Origin of the sequence: Rhodococcus sp. A14 (assembly GCF_011603105.1) — a bacterium.
In the GTDB taxonomy this organism is placed as follows: Bacteria; Actinomycetota; Actinomycetes; order Mycobacteriales; family Mycobacteriaceae; genus Rhodococcus_F; species Rhodococcus_F opacus.
This window is the reverse complement of sequence record NZ_JAAOQS010000142.1, coordinates 1-20,425: the sequence shown is the minus strand read 5'-3', so window position 1 is coordinate 20,425 and position 20,425 is coordinate 1. Positions and strand designations below refer to the sequence as shown.

The 20,425-nt window shown below is 65.3% G+C and carries 21 protein-coding genes and 2 pseudogenes; 16 read left to right on the top strand and 7 right to left on the bottom strand.

What is annotated here, in order from left to right; translation table 11 throughout:
- A pseudogene (locus G9373_RS40540) lies at positions 1-137 on the top strand (IS630 family transposase); the annotation flags it as partial.
- 744 nt (positions 138-881) lie between these two features.
- Positions 882-1,436, top strand: coding sequence for a hypothetical protein (locus G9373_RS40535; RefSeq protein ID WP_167120587.1), 555 nt, complete (start codon positions 882-884; stop codon positions 1,434-1,436).
- A 207-nt stretch (positions 1,437-1,643) separates the two neighbouring features.
- Here the strand turns inward: G9373_RS40535 and G9373_RS47190 are convergent.
- A pseudogene (locus tag G9373_RS47190) lies at positions 1,644-1,828 on the bottom strand (hypothetical protein); the annotation flags it as partial.
- Positions 1,829-1,896: 68 nt separating this feature from the next.
- Here G9373_RS47190 and G9373_RS40525 point away from each other — a divergent pair.
- From G9373_RS40525 to G9373_RS40465, 13 genes are all read left to right on the top strand, one after another.
- Positions 1,897-2,067 (top strand): hypothetical protein, encoded by a 171-nt coding sequence (locus G9373_RS40525; RefSeq protein ID WP_167120583.1) that lies wholly within the window; start codon positions 1,897-1,899, stop codon positions 2,065-2,067.
- Positions 2,068-2,956: 889 nt separating this feature from the next.
- Positions 2,957-3,781, top strand: coding sequence for a hypothetical protein (locus G9373_RS40520; RefSeq protein WP_167120581.1), 825 nt, complete (start codon positions 2,957-2,959; stop codon positions 3,779-3,781).
- A gap of 734 nt (positions 3,782-4,515) precedes the next feature.
- Positions 4,516-4,806: a hypothetical protein gene (locus G9373_RS47180; protein WP_240961014.1), complete on the top strand. Its 291-nt coding sequence runs from the start codon at positions 4,516-4,518 to the stop codon at positions 4,804-4,806.
- Positions 4,803-5,399 (top strand): DUF2971 domain-containing protein, encoded by a 597-nt coding sequence (locus G9373_RS40510; protein ID WP_167120579.1) that lies wholly within the window; start codon positions 4,803-4,805, stop codon positions 5,397-5,399. Before G9373_RS47180 ends, G9373_RS40510 begins: the two co-directional genes overlap by 4 nt.
- 394 nt (positions 5,400-5,793) lie before the next feature.
- Positions 5,794-7,176, top strand: a complete 1,383-nt coding sequence (locus G9373_RS40505) for an MFS transporter (RefSeq protein WP_240961012.1) — start codon at positions 5,794-5,796, stop codon at positions 7,174-7,176.
- A 565-nt stretch (positions 7,177-7,741) separates the two neighbouring features.
- The gene (locus G9373_RS40500) at positions 7,742-9,367 is read left to right on the top strand and encodes an NAD(P)/FAD-dependent oxidoreductase (protein WP_167120578.1); all 1,626 of its coding nucleotides are present in this window, start codon (positions 7,742-7,744) and stop codon (positions 9,365-9,367) included.
- A gap of 32 nt (positions 9,368-9,399) precedes the next feature.
- A complete protein-coding gene (locus tag G9373_RS40495) occupies positions 9,400-9,558 on the top strand; it encodes a hypothetical protein (RefSeq protein WP_167120560.1) in 159 nt (52 codons plus the stop codon).
- A complete protein-coding gene (locus G9373_RS40490) occupies positions 9,555-9,854 on the top strand; it encodes a hypothetical protein (protein WP_063819601.1) in 300 nt (99 codons plus the stop codon). The genes G9373_RS40495 and G9373_RS40490 overlap by 4 nt, the downstream gene beginning before the upstream one ends.
- 6 nt (positions 9,855-9,860) lie before the next feature.
- Entirely contained in the window at positions 9,861-10,943 is a 1,083-nt protein-coding gene (locus G9373_RS40485; RefSeq protein ID WP_346842911.1) for an alpha/beta fold hydrolase, read from the top strand.
- Positions 10,940-11,479 (top strand): GNAT family N-acetyltransferase, encoded by a 540-nt coding sequence (locus G9373_RS40480; RefSeq protein WP_167120576.1) that lies wholly within the window; start codon positions 10,940-10,942, stop codon positions 11,477-11,479. Before G9373_RS40485 ends, G9373_RS40480 begins: the two co-directional genes overlap by 4 nt.
- Complete coding sequence (locus G9373_RS40475) at positions 11,476-12,261, top strand: alpha/beta fold hydrolase (RefSeq protein ID WP_167120574.1); 786 nt, start codon at positions 11,476-11,478, stop codon at positions 12,259-12,261. The genes G9373_RS40480 and G9373_RS40475 overlap by 4 nt, the downstream gene beginning before the upstream one ends.
- Positions 12,258-13,760 (top strand): long-chain fatty acid--CoA ligase, encoded by a 1,503-nt coding sequence (locus G9373_RS40470; RefSeq protein ID WP_167120572.1) that lies wholly within the window; start codon positions 12,258-12,260, stop codon positions 13,758-13,760. The genes G9373_RS40475 and G9373_RS40470 overlap by 4 nt, the downstream gene beginning before the upstream one ends.
- A 24-nt stretch (positions 13,761-13,784) precedes the next feature.
- Entirely contained in the window at positions 13,785-14,690 is a 906-nt protein-coding gene (locus tag G9373_RS40465; protein ID WP_167120570.1) for an alpha/beta fold hydrolase, read from the top strand.
- A 188-nt stretch (positions 14,691-14,878) separates the two neighbouring features.
- Here the strand turns inward: G9373_RS40465 and G9373_RS40460 are convergent, their stop codons facing one another.
- The 6 genes from G9373_RS40460 to G9373_RS40435 all read right to left on the bottom strand — a co-directional run bounded on the left by G9373_RS40460 (position 14,879) and on the right by G9373_RS40435 (position 19,876).
- Positions 14,879-15,247 carry a helix-turn-helix domain-containing protein gene (locus tag G9373_RS40460; protein ID WP_167120568.1) on the bottom strand — a complete coding sequence of 123 codons (369 nt, stop codon included), beginning with the start codon at positions 15,245-15,247 and terminating at the stop codon, positions 14,879-14,881.
- A gap of 171 nt (positions 15,248-15,418) precedes the next feature.
- Positions 15,419-16,312 carry an alpha/beta hydrolase gene (locus G9373_RS40455; RefSeq protein WP_167120566.1) on the bottom strand — a complete coding sequence of 298 codons (894 nt, stop codon included), beginning with the start codon at positions 16,310-16,312 and terminating at the stop codon, positions 15,419-15,421.
- Between the two features lie 895 nt (positions 16,313-17,207).
- The gene (locus G9373_RS40450; protein ID WP_167120564.1) at positions 17,208-17,573 is read right to left on the bottom strand and encodes a helix-turn-helix transcriptional regulator; all 366 of its coding nucleotides are present in this window, start codon (positions 17,571-17,573) and stop codon (positions 17,208-17,210) included.
- Between the two features lie 48 nt (positions 17,574-17,621).
- Positions 17,622-17,981 (bottom strand): hypothetical protein, encoded by a 360-nt coding sequence (locus tag G9373_RS40445; protein ID WP_167120562.1) that lies wholly within the window; start codon positions 17,979-17,981, stop codon positions 17,622-17,624.
- 309 nt (positions 17,982-18,290) lie between these two features.
- The gene (locus tag G9373_RS40440; RefSeq protein ID WP_346842910.1) at positions 18,291-18,674 is read right to left on the bottom strand and encodes a WhiB family transcriptional regulator; all 384 of its coding nucleotides are present in this window, start codon (positions 18,672-18,674) and stop codon (positions 18,291-18,293) included.
- Positions 18,671-19,876, bottom strand: coding sequence for an acyl-CoA dehydrogenase family protein (locus tag G9373_RS40435; RefSeq protein ID WP_346842909.1), 1,206 nt, complete (start codon positions 19,874-19,876; stop codon positions 18,671-18,673). The genes G9373_RS40440 and G9373_RS40435 overlap by 4 nt, the downstream gene beginning before the upstream one ends.
- A 255-nt stretch (positions 19,877-20,131) precedes the next feature.
- Between G9373_RS40435 and G9373_RS46015 the strand changes: the two genes are divergently transcribed.
- Positions 20,132-20,422, top strand: a complete 291-nt coding sequence (locus tag G9373_RS46015; RefSeq protein ID WP_206033566.1) for a hypothetical protein — start codon at positions 20,132-20,134, stop codon at positions 20,420-20,422.
- Positions 20,423-20,425 lie beyond the last annotated feature (3 nt).

Here is a 20,425-nt window from a genome sequence, read left to right as displayed (position 1 = left end):
CGCACCTCATCGCCTCGATCGAGGAATACCTCGACGCCCACAACGAAAACCCCCGACCCTACGAATGGACCGCGACCGCCGAATCCATCCTCGCCAAGGTCGCCCGCGGCCGCGTCGCACTCGAAAAGATCAGCTAAATCAGAGACACACCACTAGGTCCAGATGGAGCCACTGCAGGCACGGCTCGTAGACGGTGTAATGCTGGGCGATGTGCGAGTCGTGGTGGCTAGGGTCGGGCAGGTGAGCGGTAGCGAGCGGGTGGTGATGTTCGACATCGACGGCGGCCTGGCGGACCTGTCGGCATTCACCCACCTCCTGACCGGCGACTCGGACGGGAGCCGCCGACGGGCGTGGCAGCGGTTCTTCGACAATGTCGGGCAGGCGGCGGTCATCGACGGGTCGAGATCTGGTGGAGGCGGTGGCCGGTCTGGGATTGGTGGTTGTCTATTCCACGACCCGGCCCGTCTCCCTACGCGGAGCAGACCCGGATATGGCTCGGGCATAACGGATTTCCACCCAGTCGCGCGCTGTTGTGCCGCTCTCGCAATGATGTCCGACCGGCGGTCGAGGTCAAGGCCGGTCACTGTCGGGCTGTCGGGTCGTGGTTGTCGGCATTCGTCGACGACGACCCGGACACCGTGGACGCATTACGCTCCTGCGGGGTGCGGGCGCATGCGTTCGACGAGTTGTCGCCTGCGGGCACGCGAACTCAAGACGGTGCTGGCCACAGGGACGCTCGCCGCGCAGACCGGCAACGGGACGAACAGGCGACGGCGTCAACGCAACACACCGCACCACAGACAGGGTCAGGTGGCACAGAGTTCGCCCTGAGCCGGGACTCCGGTGATCGGTGTCGGGATGACTCCCTAGACTTTTCACCCATGCTGACTGCCTGGGGCGATGAGAGCGGATCGCAGCCCGACCGCGATCCCGACACGTACCTGATCGCGGTAGCGTTGTGCGACGAGGACGATGTCCCGGAAGTCCGCAAAACGATGGAATCTCTTCGTCTCACGACGGAGAAAAAGGTCCATTGGCACGGCAGCAGCGCCGACCGCCGGCACGATCTGGTCGATGCAGTCGCGGGGCTCCTGCTGGCAGGTCTTGTCGTCATTCACACCGAAGCCGCGGTCTCCGACCGGCGCCACCGCAGAAAATGCCTGGAGTATCTGCTCCCCAACCTGGCCGAGATGCCGTGCAGCCACATCACACTCGAATCCCGCAGCCACCTGGACGCAAGCGACGTCGACATCCTGCAGAAGTTCCGAGCCCAGAAGGTGATCACCTCATCGCTGCGGGTGAACCACGCCGTCGGCATGGTCGAGCCGGCGCTCTGGGTCGCGGACATCGTGTGCGGCGCGGTGGTCCAATCCCGGGTCGGGAATCCCAGCTACCTGGCAAAACTCTCAGGTGCGGTCGACCTGCGACAGATTTGACCCGGAAACGACGCGAGCCACAGGCCTCGTCGTCCGGCGAGTAATCCTGTGGCTCACTTCCAGCCCCACCTCGATGGGGTGGCTTCACCCGGAATATACCACTCACCGAGTGTCAGTACCCGAGCACACGGTCCAGCAGCCGTAGTCCGGGGCCGATTCGCGGGCGTGGGCCATGTAACCGCGGCGGTGCCCGATTGGTCCGCATCGGTGTGATGACTGAGCGATGGTCGAGAAGATCGAACGCGCCCATTCGGCGGGCTCCGCGGGCGGCAGATCTCGTGGCCCACCCGTCTCGGCGTCGAGGATGTGCACGAGGACCACGACGGCGAACCCGGCCACGGCGGCGAACCACTGCTCGCCGCGACATCGAACGCCGCGATGGACGTGTGGATGCCTTCGTCCCGCCGTCGCCGGGCGGCAACAGATCAGATCACCGCCCACCGCACGGCAGGATGAGACCGTGAGCGACCGAACCGCAGCAGACCTTGAGCGTGAACTCGCCATGCTCGCCTACGTACGCGATCGTCTCCGGGCTTCGGAGGGCGATGACTTCCGTATCCCGACCACGGCCGTCGATCAGGTTCTCGATGAGCTCAACAGCCTCGAACGATCGCCGTGGGATCCGACCTGATTTCTATCCGTGCAGAGTTCGGACATCGGTCACGGATGTTCGGGTTGGCCGTAACGGGCGGGCTGCGGGCGCCACGAGGAGTATCGGGGGCTGGGCATGAATTCGTCCCGGCGACAGCCGGTTCTGCGCCACAACAAGTGATTTCTGTCGGTCAGCAGCCCTACTCTTGGGGAACCTGCTGCACACCATCGTGCAGGAGGAACCATACCGAGGGGAGGGGAATTGACAGGTCCGCCCACGCCTAGCATGCGGTCGGTCCTGGTCGAATGGCTTCAGGTGATCACTGCAATCGCCATGCTGACCAGGACCGCGCTTGAACTGCTACCTATGTTCCCAGGCTAGGAACACGCAGAACGTCGGGATTCTTTGCCGAGAGGCCCGGCGTTCTGCATCCAGGCTATACCCGAGGTCCGACTCACTCGAGTCGAACACTTTCTGCGACGGTCCGCAGAAGGTACTCCTCAAGACGACTCAAGGAATGGACGCACAATGAGCCCTTCTATCTCGGCGACCACGGCCAGGACCAGTGGCTGGCCTACGTCGACATCGAGAACCCGGCGACTACGCCTACGTCCCGAACCCCCGCCGATTCGTCTTCCACCCGCCCCTCGGCCAGGACTTCTACTAGGATCGCGAACTCGACTGGTCACCCGGAGACACGCAGGTTGCCCGCGAGGTCGACGTTGTCCTCGGCGCGCTCAACGGCCGCATCCCGCCCGTACCGTCGAGGCGATCTGCCCAGGGATACGGCACGCTTTACTCTCCTGCGACCCCGCACTACGCACTACGCACTGCGCCGAACGGTCTGGCCGAGGGTCGGCCGGGTAGATGGCTCCCATGCACCGGAACAACGGTCAAGCCGCAGGGATTCGACAATCGGAGGGACTGGTTGGCTGACCACGAAGAGCTCGTCGCACGTCATACCGCGACGATCTCAGCGTTCGTAATTCGGGCCCGCCGGGTAGCAGCTCACTCTCTAGCCGCGGATCCTCACGCCCTGATAGGGCTCGCAGAAGTGACACTGGGCGTGACAACGGACGGCGATGGGCGAACACATCTGAATTGGTCTGTCCCCCCAGAGGAGTCAGTCGAGTCAGCCGCGGCCCGCGTGCGCCCGCTCATCCTCAAATCCGAAGCAGTCCACTACTCAAAGGTCCTGGCCGCCCTCGGATATCTCCTGCATGGTCGTGACCTCCCGCGAATCAACGAAGGTCTCGATACTCTCAAAGCAGAGTGGGGCAACATCGAGGAGGGGCGCTCACACGTCAGGGCCTACGCGGTCGTCACAAATAGGAGTTCTATCTCCGATGTCGCGCTTGGCTTCGCGTGGATCTACGGCGACGTCGTGCACGCGGATCCAGAGCGAATCGCGCGGACCGAGGAACAGGGGGTCGAGGAACGGTACAAGGCCGCGGTCCCCCTCGTCGCCCAGCTAATGATCAACACGATCGCGACGCTCAGCTTCATCCAGCAACTCGTCGAGCTAGAGCATCTCGTGCTCCCCGGCGACCCCTTCGACCGGACGGTCGCGGTCACGAGAACAGAGTTTATTGTGCCGGTCGAGAACGCGATACAGACGTCATCTCTCGCAACGGACCTCAGCAACCTGGATACCGTGGTGCAAATCCCAATGACGCTCGATGGCATTCAGGAAGTGTGGAGGCAGAAACAAGCTGGAACTCCGGAGGGCAGTGTCGGCACACCCGACGGGTAGCGGAAGTAGCAGTCCGCCAGCGGCCGCGTCGTTATAGCCCCACCCATTGAACCTCCGCCAGGCCGCCGCCCTGGATCATCGACGGATGGTGTACGCCACTCGACCGAAAGGCATTGTCGCCTGGTGTCATTCGCGCGATTTACACGCTGTGGGCAGAAGGAGGTCACCGGACGTAGCGCGGCGGTGAAGGTGTAACAATCCACGGAGAATCCGCAACCGTTTCCCGAATCTCGAGGGTCACGGAGGACCCACCGGCGCCTGACAGGTCGGGGGGCCACAGCACAGATCGAGGAGAACTCCCACAGTGACCGCTCCGACACCCCGCCCGGATGGCTCCAGGACCCGGCAGATGCGAACTTGCTGCGCTACTGGGACGGGACACGGTGGACCGAGCAGACTCAGCCGAAGCCGTCCCAGACACCCACTCCACGAAAGAAGGGCGGGGTGGGGAAGGTCCTGCTGATTCTGGCGGCGGTGCTGGTGGTCATGGGGATTCTCGGTACGGTCTTCGGTGGGGTGACAAGAAGGACGACAAGCCGGCGGCTGCGGCGGCGACAACGACCGCTACAACGACACAGGTCACCACGACACGGCTTACAACGACGTCGGCGGCACCCTCGTCGGCCACTCCACCGGCCGCGGCCGCACCGACCACAACACAGGCCCCGGCGCCGGCGCCGCGACCCGCTGTTCCGGCTTCCGACCCGCGCTGCGCGCCGGCGAACGAAACGCTCGTGTCCCTCGTCGAGTCGGGGTTCTCCGCGTCCGGCCTTTCGCTCATCAACGGCACAGTGATCGACTCCGGCCCGTACACGTTCCTCGGCGGCACCACTGTCGATACGACCGGCAAGATGAAGAACCGCTCCGATGTGTGGGTGATCGCGAACGGCGCCGTCTACTCGTCGACCGGCGGCGCCCGTAACACCACCACCTGGCCCAAGGCCAGCACCGCCCCTCTGCAGATCTCCCCCGGTGACGAAATTGTCCAGGCTCTCGACACCTGCGTCGTCAACCTGACGCGGTGAGCAGAGCCATGGCATCGAAGAGCAACCCCACCAAACTGCCTGACACCTTGTGGCACTACACGACCGCCGCGGGCCTCCTTGGAATCCTCGGCAATGAAGTGACGCCCTCTCCGCCGGACAATGCAGAGACCGGGGATGTCACGATCACGTCGTCCGACGGGTTCACCGTTTCAGGATCCGATTTCCAGGCGGTATTCCGGGCAACTGCAATCGAATACCTCAACGACCACCAGGAACTCATCCACGGGTTGCAGTTCCTCAAACAAGCCATCGTGGACTACGCCGAGAAATTGGAGGCAATCAACTACGGTCCGACCGAACCGCACGAGATCGCCAACCCTACGGACAAGGTAAAGTTCTTTCGCGCTCTCTGTGACTGCATCGACCGGATCGCCGACCGAGACTACGAGCACCACATTCACTGCTACACGACCTCGTTCTCGAAGAAACCGGACGTGCTCAGCCAGTGGCGCGGCTACGGCGGCGGAACCAGCGGATTCGCCATCGGCGTGGACTCATCGAAGCTTCCGAAGCCTCTGGGGTGTTCACCTATGGCGAGCAATGATGCGGGCCTTGTCAGCTCCACGAACTGACTATCCGGTAATCACACGTAAGCGGGGCCTTCAATCACACCTGATTCCGGTCGCTGCGGGCACGCTCGCGCTCCCTTCGGCATTGGAGCCGACGCCGAACTCGCCCACCGCGACGACGCCACCTCCGCGAGGCGGGGCGGACGCCGATCGGTGAACTTCGGAAGAGCAATCCGAAGGGACTGCAGGGAAGGGAGTGCAGGAAAGGGAGTGCAGGAAAGGGGAAATGAAAGGGGGAGTGCAGGGTTGTTTCACATTGGAACACAAGTGGGCTGGAACATGCCTTTACCTTTGATTCACGCACCGTGGCGGCCATCACATTGTCGCTCCGCCGCTGCCGAGGGTCACAACGCCCGCGGACCCTTTGCTCTGCTACCACCCTTTCCAGGAGAATCAAATGACAAGTACAGCATCGTCGCCGCCTGCGATGACTCCCCGCCGTGCGGCGACAGCGGCGCTCCTCGGCAGTGCGCTGGAGTACTACGACTTCTTCGTGTACGGCGCCGCGGCCGCTCTGGTCTTCAACGTGCTGTTCTTTCCGGCTGGCAACCCTACGGTTGCGCTCATCGCATCATTCGCCACCTTCGCGGTGGGGTACGTGGCCCGTCCTGTCGGCGCGGTGGTGATGGGACACTTCGGCGACCGGCTCGGCCGTAAACGCGTCATGCTGGCCACCGTCGTGATGATGGGCGTCGCGTCCTTTGCCATCGGGTGCCTTCCGACATATGAGCAGCTGGGCCTTCTCGCACCGGTACTCCTCGTCGCTCTCCGCGTCGTTCAAGGGTTCTCCGCCGGAGCCGAATCGGCGGGAGCGTCGACGTTGACCGTGGAGCATTCCCCGGTCGGACGCCGGGGATTCTTCACCAGTTTCGTGATGGTCGGCTACGCGGTCGGCTGCTCACTGGCCACCGTCGTGTTTCTCCCGGTCGCGATGCTGCCCCACGACGCGCTCTACACCTGGGGCTGGCGAATTCCCTTCTGGCTCAGCGCCGTGGTCGTCGTCATCACCTATTACGTGCGGAGTCACTTGGACGAAACTCCGGCGTTTACCGAAGCGAAAGAGGGAAGCGAAGTCCGGAAGCGGCCACTGAACGACGTGATCAAGTATCACTGGCGCGACGTGATCCGTGTCGCCGGAGCATCGCTGATGGCGTCGATGCAAACCTTGTTCGCCGTGTTCAGCCTGTCGTATGCCACGTCGGTCGGGGTGGATCGTGGCGCGATGCTCGCCATCATCTCCGGGGCAATAGCGTTGTCGATTATCACCATCCCTGCAGCCGGCTACCTCTCCGACGTGATCGGCCGGAAGCGAACGATGCTGATCGGTGCCGTCGGCGGTGCGCTCAGTATCTTCGCGTACCTGTGGGCGATCTCCACAACGAATATCCTGCTGATCGCGATCTTCGCGTTCGTCAACATGTCAGTGTTCTTCAGCTGCTATAACGGCGTGTGGACGTCGTTCTTCGCCGAGCAATTCCCCGCACCCGTCCGATTCACGGGAATGGCCGTCAGCAACCAGCTCGGTAACCTCCTTGCAGGATTCGCTCCGCTGATCGCCGCCCTGCTCCTCAGCACGGGCCCGTCGGGCTGGCTTCCGGTGGCGTTCTTCGGTGCGATTGCCACCGGAATCGGTGCGATCGCGGTTGTCGGAATGCGCGAGACGTCGAAGACTCCCGCAGAATTGCTCGGCGGTCCGAGAACTGCAGAGCTGACCGGTCAATTGAGCTCGCCTGAACATTCCGACCTTTCCAAACGGCCTGCAGACGCAACGATGAGTTAGTCCGTCACGGCTCCCTGATGAACAGCCCCCGCGGTGGACCGTGGGGGCTGTTCGCGGATCGAGGCTCGGACGGCGGGGCCGTCTCACAGGGATAGCCGGATTGCCCGAGGTCACGGACCGGCAGCGATCATTCGTTCCGCGGCATCAATTTTCAGGACCGGCAATCTCGCGGTACAGGGTGGTGCGGCCGATACCAGGATTGAGGTCTCGCGCTCGGTTGTTTGTTGCGGGTCAGCGAGGACCAGGACGTAGACCGGGAGGCCATGGTCAACGCCAGGCCAACAGGCCTTGGAGCGCCCTTCTCGGTCCCAAAGTTGGCGAAAGGTGTTTCACATTGGAACGCAGGGGTGTTGGAACCTTCTTCTATCTTTGATCTAGACGCCGTGGCGGCCATCACATCGAGGCTGCCGCGGAAGATAGGACACAGGACACGGATGAGGCATCAACCGACCTGGTCCGAAACCGACAAGTAACACCCGTGGTGGTGCCGCTCGCGTGGTGCCGCCACATCCCTCTCTTTCCCCGGATCTTCTTCCTCTGCATCTGAACGACACAGGAGTTCGCCATGTCTGCCCAGACCTCTTTGCGCACCGTTGACGCCGTTGTCATCGGCGCCGGCTTCGGCGGCATCTACGCCGTCCACAAGCTGCACCACGAACTCGGCCTCACCACGGTCGGTTTCGACAAGGCAGACGGTCCCGGCGGCACCTGGTACTGGAACCGGTACCCGGGCGCCCTCTCCGACACGGAGAGTCACCTTTACCGCTTCTCCTTCGACCGCGACCTGCTGCAGGACGGCACCTGGAAGAGCACATACATCACCCAGCCCGAGATCCTCGAGTACCTCGAGGGCGTCGTCGACCGTTTCGACCTGCGCCGCCACTTCCGGTTCGGCACCGAGGTCACCTCCGCGATCTACCTGGACGACGAGGGAGTGTGGGAGGTGACCACCGGCGCCGGTGACGTGTACCGGGCTACCTACGTGATCAACGCCGTCGGACTGCTCTCCGCCATCAACTTCCCCAACCTGCCCGGCCTGGACACCTTCGAGGGCGAGACCATCCACACCGCCGCCTGGCCCGAGGGCAAGAGCCTCGCGGGCCGCCGGGTGGGGGTGATCGGCACCGGTTCCACCGGCCAGCAGGTCATCACGGCCCTGGCACCGGAGGTCGAGCACCTCACCGTATTCGTCCGCACCCCGCAGTACTCCGTCCCGGTCGGCAACCGCCCCGTCACCACGCAGCAGATCGACGCGATCAAGGCCGATTACGACCGCATCTGGGACCAGGCCAAGAAATCCGCGGTGGCCTTCGGATTCGAGGAGTCCACCGTGCCGGCGATGAGCGTCTCCGAGCAGGAGCGCAACCGCGTCTACGAGGAAGCCTGGCAGCACGGCGGCGGTTTCCGCTTCATGTTCGCCACCTTCGGCGACCTCGCCACCGACGAGGACGCCAACGAGACCGCCGCGTCCTTCATCCGGTCCAAGATCGCCGAGATCATCGACGACCCGGAAACCGCCCGCATACTGACCCCGACCGGCCTGTTCGCCAAGCGCCCACTGTGCGACGCCGGCTACCACCAGGTCTTCAACCGGCCGAACGTCGAGGCCGTTGCCATCAAGGAGAACCCGATCCGCGAGGTCACCGCCAAGGGTGTGATCACCGAGGACGGGGTCCTGCACGAGCTCGACGTGCTCGTCTTCGCCACCGGCTTCGATGCCGTGGATGGCAACTACCGCCGGATGGAGATCCGCGGCCGCGACGGTCTGCACATCAACGACCACTGGAACGGACAGCCCACCAGCTACCTGGGCATCTCCACCGCGAACTTCCCCAACTGGTTCATGGTCCTTGGCCCCAACGGCCCGTTCACGAACCTGCCGCCGAGCATCGAGACCCAGGTCGAGTGGATCAGCGACACGATCGGTTATGCCGAGCGCACCGGACTGCGTGCGATCGAGCCCACGCCGGAGGCCGAGGCCGAATGGACCGCGACTTGCACGGAGATCGCGAACGCCACACTGTTCACGAAGGGGAATTCGTGGATCTTCGGCGCGAACGTTCCGGGCAAGGAGCCCAGCGTCCTGTTCTACCTGGGCGGGCTCGGCAACTACCGCGGCGTCCTGACCGACGTCACCGCCAACGACTACCGCGGCTTCGAGCTGACATCGGCCGACGAGATCGCGGCCTGAGTCCCTTTCATCGCCACACAGGAGAACCACCCATGGGTGTGCACACCACCATCGACCCGGTCACCGGGGACCAGATCCCGCAGTACCCGGAGACCGCGAATGCCCTGCTGGACCATCTCATCGGAGGCGGCACCGGGGCTACGGCCGTCAGTCCGGATGAGGGCCTGATGCACAGCGGGCTGAATCGATGACAGGAAAGCCGGTATGGCGTAGGCCGTATGACGCCGCGGAGCGTGTGGTGGCGCCGCGGGCGGAGGCGCTGGTGTACAGCGGCCAGTTCGCCTCAGTGTCCGCCGCGATTTTCGGTCTCCGGCGTGCGGTGGGCGGTGGCGTGAACGGTGTCGCCTCGCGCGTGTGGCATCTGGTCAATTTGCCGGCGGGCACCGATGTGCAACGGCTCCGGACACAGATCGGGGCGCTGGACCGGGATGTGCGGCGACTGTCGCTGCAACTCGAACAGCGCCGGGACCACCCCCATGGAGAGTGATCGGCGGTGACGACGGAACCAAATTCGGCGAGCATCATCGACCGGGTGGGCCGGGAGGTGGAACGCACTGCGCTGCGGGCGCGCAACGGTATTCGCATGGCGGCGGGCCTGTCGCGGCCGGAGGTCGGCCAGACCCCGAAGGATGTGGTGTGGCGACACGGCCGGTCCGAGTTGTGGCGCTACCGCAACGACAACGTGCGTGTGTCGCCGCCACTGTTGATCGTGTTCAGTCTGTTCTCCCGCAGCTACATTCTGGATCTGCAGCCGGGTAACAGTTTCGTTGAACGGCTGCTCGCGGCCGGATTCGATGTCTACCTACTGGATTGGGGTGTTCCCGACGAACGCGACGCCGCCAACCGGTTGGAGGACTACGTCGACGACTATCTGCCCGCGGCGGTCGAACGGGTGCGGCATCTTGCCGGCACCGAGCAGATCAATATGCTCGGCTACTGCTTCGGTAGCGTCCTCGCCCTGCTCTACGCCGCCCACCATCTCGATGCGCCGTTGCGGAGCCTGACCGTGATGACCACCCCGGTCGACCTGCAGCAACTGGGGCCGCTGACCAGTGTGGTCGGTGGCGGTGGACTGGATGTCGAGAAGGTGCTCGACGCCGACGGTAATGTGCCGCCGCAGGTCATCTACCAGGGCTTCCAAGTCCTGAAACCGACATCGCAGGTTACTCAGTACGTCGACCTGTGGGAACGGCTGTGGAGCGATGACTACGTCGCAGCGCACCAGGCGATGATCGGATGGGCCACCGACCACATTCCGTTGCCCGGCGGTGTTGCCCGGCAGCTCGCGCAGATGACGCGGGACAACGCCATCGTCAACGACACCCTGGTCGTCGGGGGCGACCGTGTGCATCTCGCCGACATCACGGTGCCGTTTCTGACCGTGCTGGGCAACCGTGACCACATCGTGCCGGAGGCCTCCGCCGCCCCGCTGATCGACCTGATCGGCTCGCCCGACAAACACGAGGCGCGCCTCGATGGCGGGCACGTCGGGTTGCTCGTCGGTCGAACCGCGGCCAAGACCACCATCCCCACGATCATCGATTTCCTCATCCAGCGAAGTGAGACACAGGAATGACTATCGTCGCGTTGAGCCGGGAACACACCGACGCCCTGATCGAATTCTTCGGCCGACTCCCCGCCGAAGACCTCACGCTTATGAGAGAGGACGTCACCGAGCCGGACGCGGTACGCGGCTGGGCCGACCGCCCGGCGCACTGGGTCGCGCTCGACGACACCGCGGTCGTCGGATTCACCGCGGTGCGCCCGCTGCCCAGCTGGTCCGACCACGTCGGCGAACTGCGACTCGTTGTCGATTCGGCCCACCGACGGGCCGGCATCGGGGGCACGTTGGCCCGCCACGCACTCACCGACGCGGTCCGCGCAGGTCGTCGCAAAGTCGTCGTCGAACTCGCCGCCGACCAGGAACACGCGCTGGCGATGTTCGGTTCGCTGGGCTTCGAGGGTGAGGCGCTGCTGCGCGACCACATCCGCGACCGCCAGGGCAACCTACGCGACCTGATCATGCTCGCTCACTTCGTCGACGCCACCTGGGCGTCCATGGACACCATCGGTGTCAGTGCGGAACTGGGCCTGGAAGGAAGCGCGCAGTGACCAGCACGCTGCAGCGAGGCACCGCAGCGCCGGACGACCTGCTCTATTTCACCGACCCCGCGCGCGCGGCCATCGACTGCGCACTCCTGGCCTACACGGCACCGCTACTGGCCACACTTCCGCGCGGCGACCACCACCCTGTCCTCGTGCTCCCCAGGTTGAACGGGACCGATACCTCCACCGCCCCAATGCATACCGTCCTGCGGGGACTCGGATACCGGACCTACGGGTGGCGGCTCGGCCGCAACATCGGTCCCACGAGTAAAGCGGTGCACGGCATGCGGGCACGGCTCGATTACTTGACCAACCGCTACCAGCAGCCGGTCACGCTCATCGGCTGGAGTCTCGGCGGCATCTACGCGCGCCAACTTGCCCGCCGCACCCCGCAGGCAGTTCGACAGGTCATCACCCTGGGCAGCCCGATCCGGCTGGCCCGGCACGACCAAAGCCGCGCCAACCACCTGTTTCATCGCTACTCCCACCAGCACATCGAGCCCCTGGATCTGCCGCTCGAACGTGGCGCAGGGCCGCTTCCGGTCCCCGCAACGTCGATCTACACCCCACTCGACGGGATCGTCGCCTGGCGGACCTGCCTGGACGAGCCCGGACCCCGCACCGAGAACATCGCCGTGCTCGCCAGCCACCTTGGCATCGCCAGTCACCCCGCGGCGCTGTGGGCGGTCGCGGATCGTCTCGCCCAACCCGCCGACCGATGGACACCGTTCCAGCCCCCGTCACTACTACGCATGGCCTACCCAGCACCCGAAAGTCGATCATCATGACCAACCTCGCCCACATCCTGACCGAGTCCGCGCGCCGCCATCCCGACCGGCCGGCGATCCGCCTCGACGACATCGTCGTCACCTACGCCGAACTCGATGGACTGACCGCACGCGCGGCAGGTTGGTTACGGGACCGCGGCATCGAACCCGGAGACCGGGTCGGGATCGCCCTGCCGAACGTCGTGGCGTTCCCGGTTCTCTACTACGGACTGTTGCGGGTCGGCGCGACAGTGGTGCCGATGAATCCGCTCCTCAAATCACGCGAGATCGAGCACCACCTCCGCGATTCCGGCGCCGCGCTGGCGCTGGTGTGGCGCACCGTCGCTGCCGAGGCCGAGTCCGCGGCCGCAGCGACCGGCACCGACCTGGTGGTCATCGACGGCGAAACTCTCGCTGCCACCGCCGACTGGCCGTCCTCGCCGGCGGTCACGGCCCGGGACGACGCCGACACCGCGGTCATCCTCTACACCTCGGGAACGACCGGCACTCCGAAAGGTGCAGAGCTCACCCACGCGAATCTGTACCGCAACACCACCACCTTCATGGACATGTTCGACTTCTCCCATGACGACGTGGTGGTGGGTTGTCTTCCGTTCTTTCACGCATTCGGGCAGAGCAACGTGCTGAACGCCTCCATCGCGGCCGGCGCGAGCGTGTCGCTGGTTCCGCGATTCGAGGCCGAAGCGGTAGTGCAGCTCATCGAACGTCACCGGGTGACCGTCTTCGCCGGCGTCCCCACGATGTACGTGGGCCTGCTTCACACCGATTTGCGAGAGGCGGACACATCCAGTCTGCGGATGTGTGTCTCGGGTGGTGCAGCGTTGCCGATCGAAGTACTGAACGGCTTCCAGGGGGCCTTCGGCGCACCGATTCTCGAAGGCTACGGCCTGTCCGAGACATCTCCGACCGCCACGTTCAACCGGATCGGGCATTCCAAGCCCGGGTCGATCGGACTGCCGATCGACGGTGTCGAATTGAAGCTGGTCAACCGGGACGGCACCGACACCCCGCCCGGTGCGGTCGGGGAGATCGTCATCCGCGGTCACAACGTGATGAAGGGCTACTGGAAGCGGCCCGAGGCCACCGCCGCCGCGATCGTCGACGGCTGGTTCCATACGGGAGACATGGCCACCTGCGACGACGACGGCTTCTACTTCATCGTCGACCGCAAGAAGGACATCATCATCCGGGGTGGGTACAACATCTATCCCCGCGAAATCGAGGAAGTGCTCTACGAACACCCCGCGGTGCGCGAGGTCGCAGTGATCGGGGTGCCCCATCCCACCCACGGCGAGGAGGTCGCCGCCGCGATCACGCTGCGACCCGGCGCCCAGGCAACTCCTGACGAGCTGCGCGGCTACGTCAAGACCCGGGTCGCCGCGTACAAATACCCGCGGCACGTCTGGATTGCCGACAAGCTGCCCAAGGGCCCCACCGGCAAGATCGTCAAACGCGAAATCGGCGTCCCGGCTCACCTCCTCGAACAGCCGTCGGTATGACCGAGAACCGCGTGAGGAACACCGATGGCTGATCGGATCGGTCGGGTCGCCGTCGGCGAGCTGGAATTGGCGTATGAGACCTTCGGAGACGCCGACAACCCACCCCTGCTTGTGATCTCGGGGCTCGCCACCCAGATGCTCGGCTGGGACGAACGGTTCTGCGACCAGCTCGCCGACCGCGGCTTCCAGGTGATCCGCTTCGACAACCGCGACATCGGGTTGTCCACCCACCTTCACGAGGGCGGGGTCCCGAACGTGATGGCGTTGCTTGGCGGGCAGGACGCCCCGGCGGCGCCGTACACGCTGGTGGACATGGCCGACGACACCGCCGGTCTGCTCGACGCGCTGGGTCTCGAGTCCGCGCACATTGTCGGCGCGTCGATGGGCGGCATGATCGCCCAGCAGCTCGCGATCCGCCACCCGCACAGGGTCCGGAGTCTGACCTCGATCATGTCCACTCCCTCACGGCAGGTGGGACAGGCGCGGCCGGAGGCGCAGGCGGCGTTGTTCCTGCCGCCGCCGACCGATCCGGACACGGCCGCCGAACGCGCCCTGACGGTGTACCGGGTGATCGGCTCACCCGGGTACCCGCTCGACGAGCATCGCGTCGCCGACATCGCCCGACGCGCCTTCAACCGCGGCCACGACCCCGCCGGTGTGGCGCGGCAGTACGCGGCGATAGCGGTCTCACCGGACCGCACTCCGGGGCTACGCGAGTCGACGGTCCCGACGCTGGTGATCCACGGCGAAGACGACCCGTTGGTTCAGGTGGACGGCGGTCTGGCGACGGCCGACGCGGTCCCGGGAGCCCGTCTGGTCGTGGTTGCGGGCATGGGCCACAACCTGCCCCGGAAACTTTGGCCGCAGTTGATCGACGAGATCGTCGCCCACGCCCGAGCCGTCGAGGTCGGACCCGCGACCCGCGCGTGAGGACCTGTGCGCCCGACCGCACGACCTCCACCGTCGTTACATCGCCGGAAGTCTCTCCCTGAGTCCGATGGCGAACTGCGTTGGGGCAGCATCACCCACGCGTGGTGCCACCGGAGGAGAACTGAAGAGCCGGCCGTGATCCCACTGCCGTGATCGTTTCAGGCGCGGGCATCACGACGGGGCGAGGACTAACTGCGGCGGCGCGGGCGAGGAACCGGACCCGCCATCACCATGGCGTCGTAGATCTCCATCAGGGCCCGTCGCTGTCGAGGTGCGAGGGCCGGGTCGGCCTCGAGGGCGGCTTCGACTCTTGCCCGCGCGTCGTCGCCGTCGCCGGCAGGAATGCCGGCCTGCTCGTAGAGAATGTCAGCGTTGATTTTCAGGGAACGCGCGATGGCCTCGATGACGGCCTCCGATGGGGCACGCAGTCCGCGCTCGATCTGCGAGAGGTACGGATTCGAGATCCCGGCCATCTCGGCGAACTGCCGCAGGGTGAATTGGTTGAATTCTCGCTGCCGTCGGATGATCTCCCCGAGCTGTGCCGACGGTCTTCTCATACAGGTAAGTTTACTGACACGTTCAGGGCTGAACGCGCGGCCGAAAGCCGTGGACCAGGCGCAGCTCGTCCATTGCCGAGTGAGTGAGGCGGCTTCCTGCAGGGCGGGGGAGTCGGACCCTGCGCGTGAAGCGTAGCCAGCGCGCACATCGAACCGTCATGCACCTATGTCTCAGTCCTTGTCGAGGAAGTCCCCGATGAGCTGCGCCGCCCGGGTGGTCTCCTGGAGCACGCACAGGTGGCTGCCCCCGTCGATGATCTCCAGGCGGCCATGAGGGACGGCCTTGGCGATGATCCGGCCGTTGACGGTCGGTACGAGCTGATCGTCGCTCCCCGCGATCACAAGCACGGGCATCTGCAGGTGACGCAACCATGGTCGACTGGTCCACTCGGATGCCGCGCGGAGCTGGGCGAAATGGCCTCGCAACGACGACGGGCAGTCCCGTCGGATCTCGATGTGCTCGTCGAAAAGTGCGGGATCCTCGACGATCCGTTCTCCGTAGATGAACGGGGCGATCTTTCGGAAATACGCGGGGGAGTAGAAGCTCAGTGGGTTGAAGACGGCGGCCATCGCCATCGGCGGGATGGGCATGCCCCCCAGACCGCAGGTCGTGGAGGCAAGCACAAGCTTGTCGACGCGCCTGGGACTCCGGCGTGCCAGTTCCTGCGCCACCATCCCGCCGAACGACAGGCCGAGCACGTCGGCCGACGCGATCCCGAGGTGCTCGAGGAGTTTGTCCATGACGCCCGCGTGCTTGCGGAGGCCGAAGCGGCCTCGGGGGACCGAGGAATGCCCGGACCCTGGCGGGTCGACTGTGATGGTCTGAAATTGCCCGAGCCGGTCCTCGAGTGGTCGCCAGAACTCCACAGGGAGGCCGATGCCGTTGATCATCAGCAGGGGCGGCCCGTCGCCTCGGACTCGGTAGCGGATACGCAGCCCCGCGGTCTCCATGAACTGCGTCTCTTCCAGCGTCGAAGCGCTTGGTGTCTTGTCCTGCACTTGGATGACCGCCTCTCGGTGGGCCACGTGCGTGGAGCGCAACGCGACGGTAAGACCAACGTACATCCCGGAAGTGCTTGCTTGCAAGCTAAATTTCAGCTAAATAGCTACCACGCCCTCGGGTTGCGCCGCGGCACTGAGCCGCAGCACTGACGCGAGAGAGGCATTGTCGGACAACGTATTTGCAGCCCTTGGCATTCTCCCGGGTCCTCGAGTGCGACATCAGCGATTCACTGTGAACCCCAAGGATGCAACCTTGTTGTGGTGGAGATCGACCCTCGGGGTTCGTGCCACGGAGCCCGCAGATTCGCTGAACCTACGGTGCGGTCGCCGTGTCCGCCTGTCGCGGCCCACCCGTACAGCAGCTTGAACGCAGCCACTCCGGAACCATGTGTTGTCCGATGCGGCGAGGGTTGTCCACCGACCGCGACGCCACGCCTGATAGCCGTCGACGACCTCGATCGTCGTCGTCCCAGTGCCTCTCGCGCTGATCGAGTGCAATTGCATTGTCGCTCAACTACGTCGGCAACCTAAGGTCACCGGCAGTTCGTCGCGGGTGGTCGCGCCGACCGTGCTGGATGGCGGCGTTCGCGACAGCCGAGACAGAGCTTCGGTGCGACTCCGCAGCCGTGGATGGGCGTTCCGTGCCGACGAATGTGACGGGTCGATCGTCTGCACTGTGCCGCGAGGATGCGCTCCCGAGCCCCGGTTGCAGCAGGCCGCTGGCCGGCACGACGACACCGTCGAGCCGGAAGACCATATCGCCGGACTGCTCGTCCTGCCCTACGCCCGATGGCCGGCAGTGATCGGCCGCCGCACCGTCGACCACGGCCGACGCCTCGGACGACCGGATGCTCGTGAGTGTGGGCGACGAGCCCGTGATGATCATCGAGCCTTCGGACGTGGAACCCGCGACGCGCGGACAGTCAACGGTGGCAGGCCCGGATGGTGGGAGGCGGAGTCACATACCGGTTTCGTTCGCTTCGATGTAGCTGCGATATACCGAGATCAGCGCGCGTTTCTGCGACTCGGAGAGCCGTCGGTCGGCGCGCAACGCGGCCTCGGTGGCGTCATCATCGGCCCCCACGGATTCATCGAGCAATCCGGCCTGTTCGAGCAGGGCCTCCGCGGAAAGATTGAGTGCGCCGGCGATCGACTTGAGGATCCGAACGGACGGCTCGTGCATGCCGCGCTCGATCTGACTGAGGTATGGGTTGGAAACCGCAGTCATTGCGGAAAGCTGGCGCAGCGACAGATTGGCCATCTGTCGCTGCGCCCTGATGAAGTCCCCCAAGTGGGTGGTGCTGTCATCTGGATCTGTCGGCATTGTCGTCCCTGGGTGATCGAGGCGGCGGATGCCGTCGAACCTACTCGGTCAGGCTGCCTTTGCTGGGGTGAGGGCAGCCGCAAGGTTGGCGGCGAAGTCGCGCTGAGCCGTCAGCAGTTCGATGGCCACGTCGAAGCCGGAGGTCGTGAGGGCCTGAAAATCGGGCAGCAGTTCCGGAGCGTCCTCGATCTTGAGCAGTACGGGGGTCGGGATGGAGGGGGTCAGCTTCGCGAGCGCCTCCGCGACATCCAGGGCGACCTTCTGTCCCTGCTTGACGACGGAAACGAGCTGGTCGCCGGCCTTGTTGGTGGCCTCGGTGATCGGGGCGGCGGGGGTTGCGCTCGTTGTGGTGGTGGCCTCGGTGATCGGGGCGGCAGCGGTCTTGTTGGTGGTGGTAGTGGCGACCATGGGGGGCTCCTTGGTGGTGGATGTATCTGGCTTACCTGCTAAATATACAACGCAAGTGCTTGGTATGTCTAGCGGAGGCTTCTTTCCGTCGCCCTGCTCCTCCCAGCTAGGACACCGGCGATGTCCGACAGGGGTGATGGCCTGTGGAGCCCATCTTGTGTCGGAAATGCAGCATTGTTTGCCTGTCGGCCAGTCGATTTGGACAGAGGGCTCTTTGGTCCAGCGGCAGGCGCTGGTTTCCGGATCGGCGTGCCATCACCGGGAGGGGTGACCCCTCGCCGCCCCTCCCGGTGTGCGGATGAAAGGCGGCTAAGGAAGAGCCAGTGCAGACCGTCGCATCCGCGGGACGTCGGCAACGGTTCGCGTGCGCAGGGATTCGAGCGGTCGACGCTCACCGCGGCGGAATCGGCGGCGGTGGGTGCGTCGGTCCCCTTCGGTCATGCCACCCCAGACGCCGTAGGGTTCACCCACCGCGAGCGCGTGATCGCGGCACTGCGCAAGCACGGGGCAGGGCCGGCAAATCCGCCGCGCCTGCGCCTCGCGCCGGTCGCGGGCGTGGCCGCGCTCATCGTCAGGTGAGAAGAACACGGCCAGGTCGGCGCCACGGCACGCGGCGTGCGCCCACCAGTCGCCGGAGTCGGCACTGACGGTTTTCCTGCGGGTGGAGTGATCTTCCAGGCGCAGTCCGCTCACCGCGGGCCGCCCGCCGCGTTGCGGACCGCCTGCTTGACCAGGCCGCCGCCGATGATCAGCCGCTGGATCTCGCTGGTGCCCTCGTACAGGCGCAGCAGCCGGACATCCCGGTAAATGCGCTCGACCGCGACCTCGCGCATGTATCCGCTGCCGCCGTGAATCTGCACGGCCAGGTCGGCGACCTTGCCGACCATCTCGGTGCAGTACAGCTTCGCGACCGAGGGGGCGATCCGCCGGTCGGTGTCCTCGACCCAGGCGCGGGCGGCGTCGCGGACCAGCGCCCGCCCGGCCATGACGCCGGTCTGCTGGTCGGCGAGCATCGCCTGCACCAGCTGGAAGTCACCGATCGCGGTGCCGCCCTGGGTCGCGGTCGCCGCGTAGGCGACGGACTCGTCGAGCGCACGCTGCGCCTGTCCGACCGCCAGCGCCGCGACGTGCACCCGGCCGCGGGCCAGCGATGTCATCGCCGCGCGGTAGCCGACGTCCTCGCTGCCGCCGACTAGCGCCGCGGACGGCACCCGCACGTCGTCGAGGTGGACCGTGGCGGTGGTCGATCCCGCGTGCCCCATCTTGCGGTCCTTGCTCCCCACCTGGACCCCGGGTGTGTCGGCCGGGACCAGGAACACGGCGATGCCGGGGCCGTCACCGTCGGCGGGCCGGGTGCGGGCGAACACCACGAACAGGTCCGCGATCAGCGCGTTGGTGATGAACCGTTTCTCGCCGGTGATGAGCCAGTCGTCGCCGTCGCGCACCGCCTTGGTGCGCAGCCCGGCCGGGTTGGAGCCGGCGCCGGCCTCGGTGAGGGCGAACGAGGCGACCACGTCGCCGGACGCGATGCCCTCGAGCCAGGTCGTCTTCTGCTCGTCGGTGCCGTAGTTGACCAGCACCTGCCCGGCGATGCCGTTGTTGGTTCCGAACATCGAGCGCAGGGCGAGGGTGGTGTATCCCAATTCCATCGCCAGCTCGACGTCCTGCGCGAGGTTCATGCCGAGACCGCCCCATTCCTGGGGGATGGCGAACCCGAACAACCCCATGTCCTTGGCCGCGGCCCGGATATCGGCGGGGATCGCGTCGGCCTCGTCGATCTCCTGCTCTCGTGGAAGCACCGCGTTCCGTACGAAGGTCCGGGTGTGGGCCAGGATGTCGCGGAAGTCGTCGTCGTCCAACTGCGTTGTCGGATCACTGTTCACGGTTGAGGTCACGTCAATCTCCTGATGATGGGCCGACCGGCGGGATCGGTCGAAGCGTGCGGGGCGGTGCACCAGTGCCTCAGCGCACACATTCCAGCCGCTCTCGAGGCGCCGATTGGTTATCTGGCGCGGTATTCCCAGGATGTGTCACACCGCGGCCCTCGGGGTGTTCCAAAGCGGAACACCCCGCCGCCGCGGCATCGGACACGATGAGAGGAGATATCGGCGTAGATCACAACGCCCGCCATCAGCATCGAGGAAGGGTCCATGAGTACGTCGCAGCATTTCGACCAGCCGTCACCGACCGTGCGGTACGAGGTCCGCGGCGGTGCCGCCGTCATCCGCCTCACCAACCCGCCGGTCAACGGCCTCGGGGACACCGTCCGCGCCGGCCTGGCCGCCGCCGTCGGCCGTGCCGCCGCCGACGATCAGGTGCACGCCGTCATCCCTGTCTCTTATACACATCTCCGAGCCCACGAGACGCTCAAAAAAAAAAACAAAAAAGAAAAACAACAACAATATCTGATCGAAAAAGCATCAGAAAGAATGCATATATGAAAT

Excerpts from the sequence above, each read along its gene's own strand:
- G9373_RS40535 (WP_167120587.1), top strand. The coding sequence starts at position 882 with ATGCTGACTGCCTGGGGCGATGAGAGCGGATCGCAGCCCGACCGCGAT.
- G9373_RS40505 (WP_240961012.1), top strand. The coding sequence starts at position 5,794 with ATGACAAGTACAGCATCGTCGCCGCCTGCGATGACTCCCCGCCGTGCG.
- G9373_RS40500 (WP_167120578.1), top strand. The coding sequence starts at position 7,742 with ATGTCTGCCCAGACCTCTTTGCGCACCGTTGACGCCGTTGTCATCGGC.
- G9373_RS40495 (WP_167120560.1), top strand. The coding sequence starts at position 9,400 with ATGGGTGTGCACACCACCATCGACCCGGTCACCGGGGACCAGATCCCG.
- G9373_RS40490 (WP_063819601.1), top strand. The coding sequence starts at position 9,555 with ATGACAGGAAAGCCGGTATGGCGTAGGCCGTATGACGCCGCGGAGCGT.
- G9373_RS40480 (WP_167120576.1), top strand. The coding sequence starts at position 10,940 with ATGACTATCGTCGCGTTGAGCCGGGAACACACCGACGCCCTGATCGAA.
- G9373_RS40470 (WP_167120572.1), top strand. The coding sequence starts at position 12,258 with ATGACCAACCTCGCCCACATCCTGACCGAGTCCGCGCGCCGCCATCCC.
- G9373_RS40465 (WP_167120570.1), top strand. The coding sequence starts at position 13,785 with ATGGCTGATCGGATCGGTCGGGTCGCCGTCGGCGAGCTGGAATTGGCG.
- G9373_RS40460 (WP_167120568.1), bottom strand. The coding sequence starts at position 15,247 with ATGAGAAGACCGTCGGCACAGCTCGGGGAGATCATCCGACGGCAGCGA.
- G9373_RS40455 (WP_167120566.1), bottom strand. The coding sequence starts at position 16,312 with ATGTACGTTGGTCTTACCGTCGCGTTGCGCTCCACGCACGTGGCCCAC.
- G9373_RS40450 (WP_167120564.1), bottom strand. The coding sequence starts at position 17,573 with ATGCCGACAGATCCAGATGACAGCACCACCCACTTGGGGGACTTCATC.
- G9373_RS40445 (WP_167120562.1), bottom strand. The coding sequence starts at position 17,981 with ATGGTCGCCACTACCACCACCAACAAGACCGCTGCCGCCCCGATCACC.
- G9373_RS46015 (WP_206033566.1), top strand. The coding sequence starts at position 20,132 with ATGAGTACGTCGCAGCATTTCGACCAGCCGTCACCGACCGTGCGGTAC.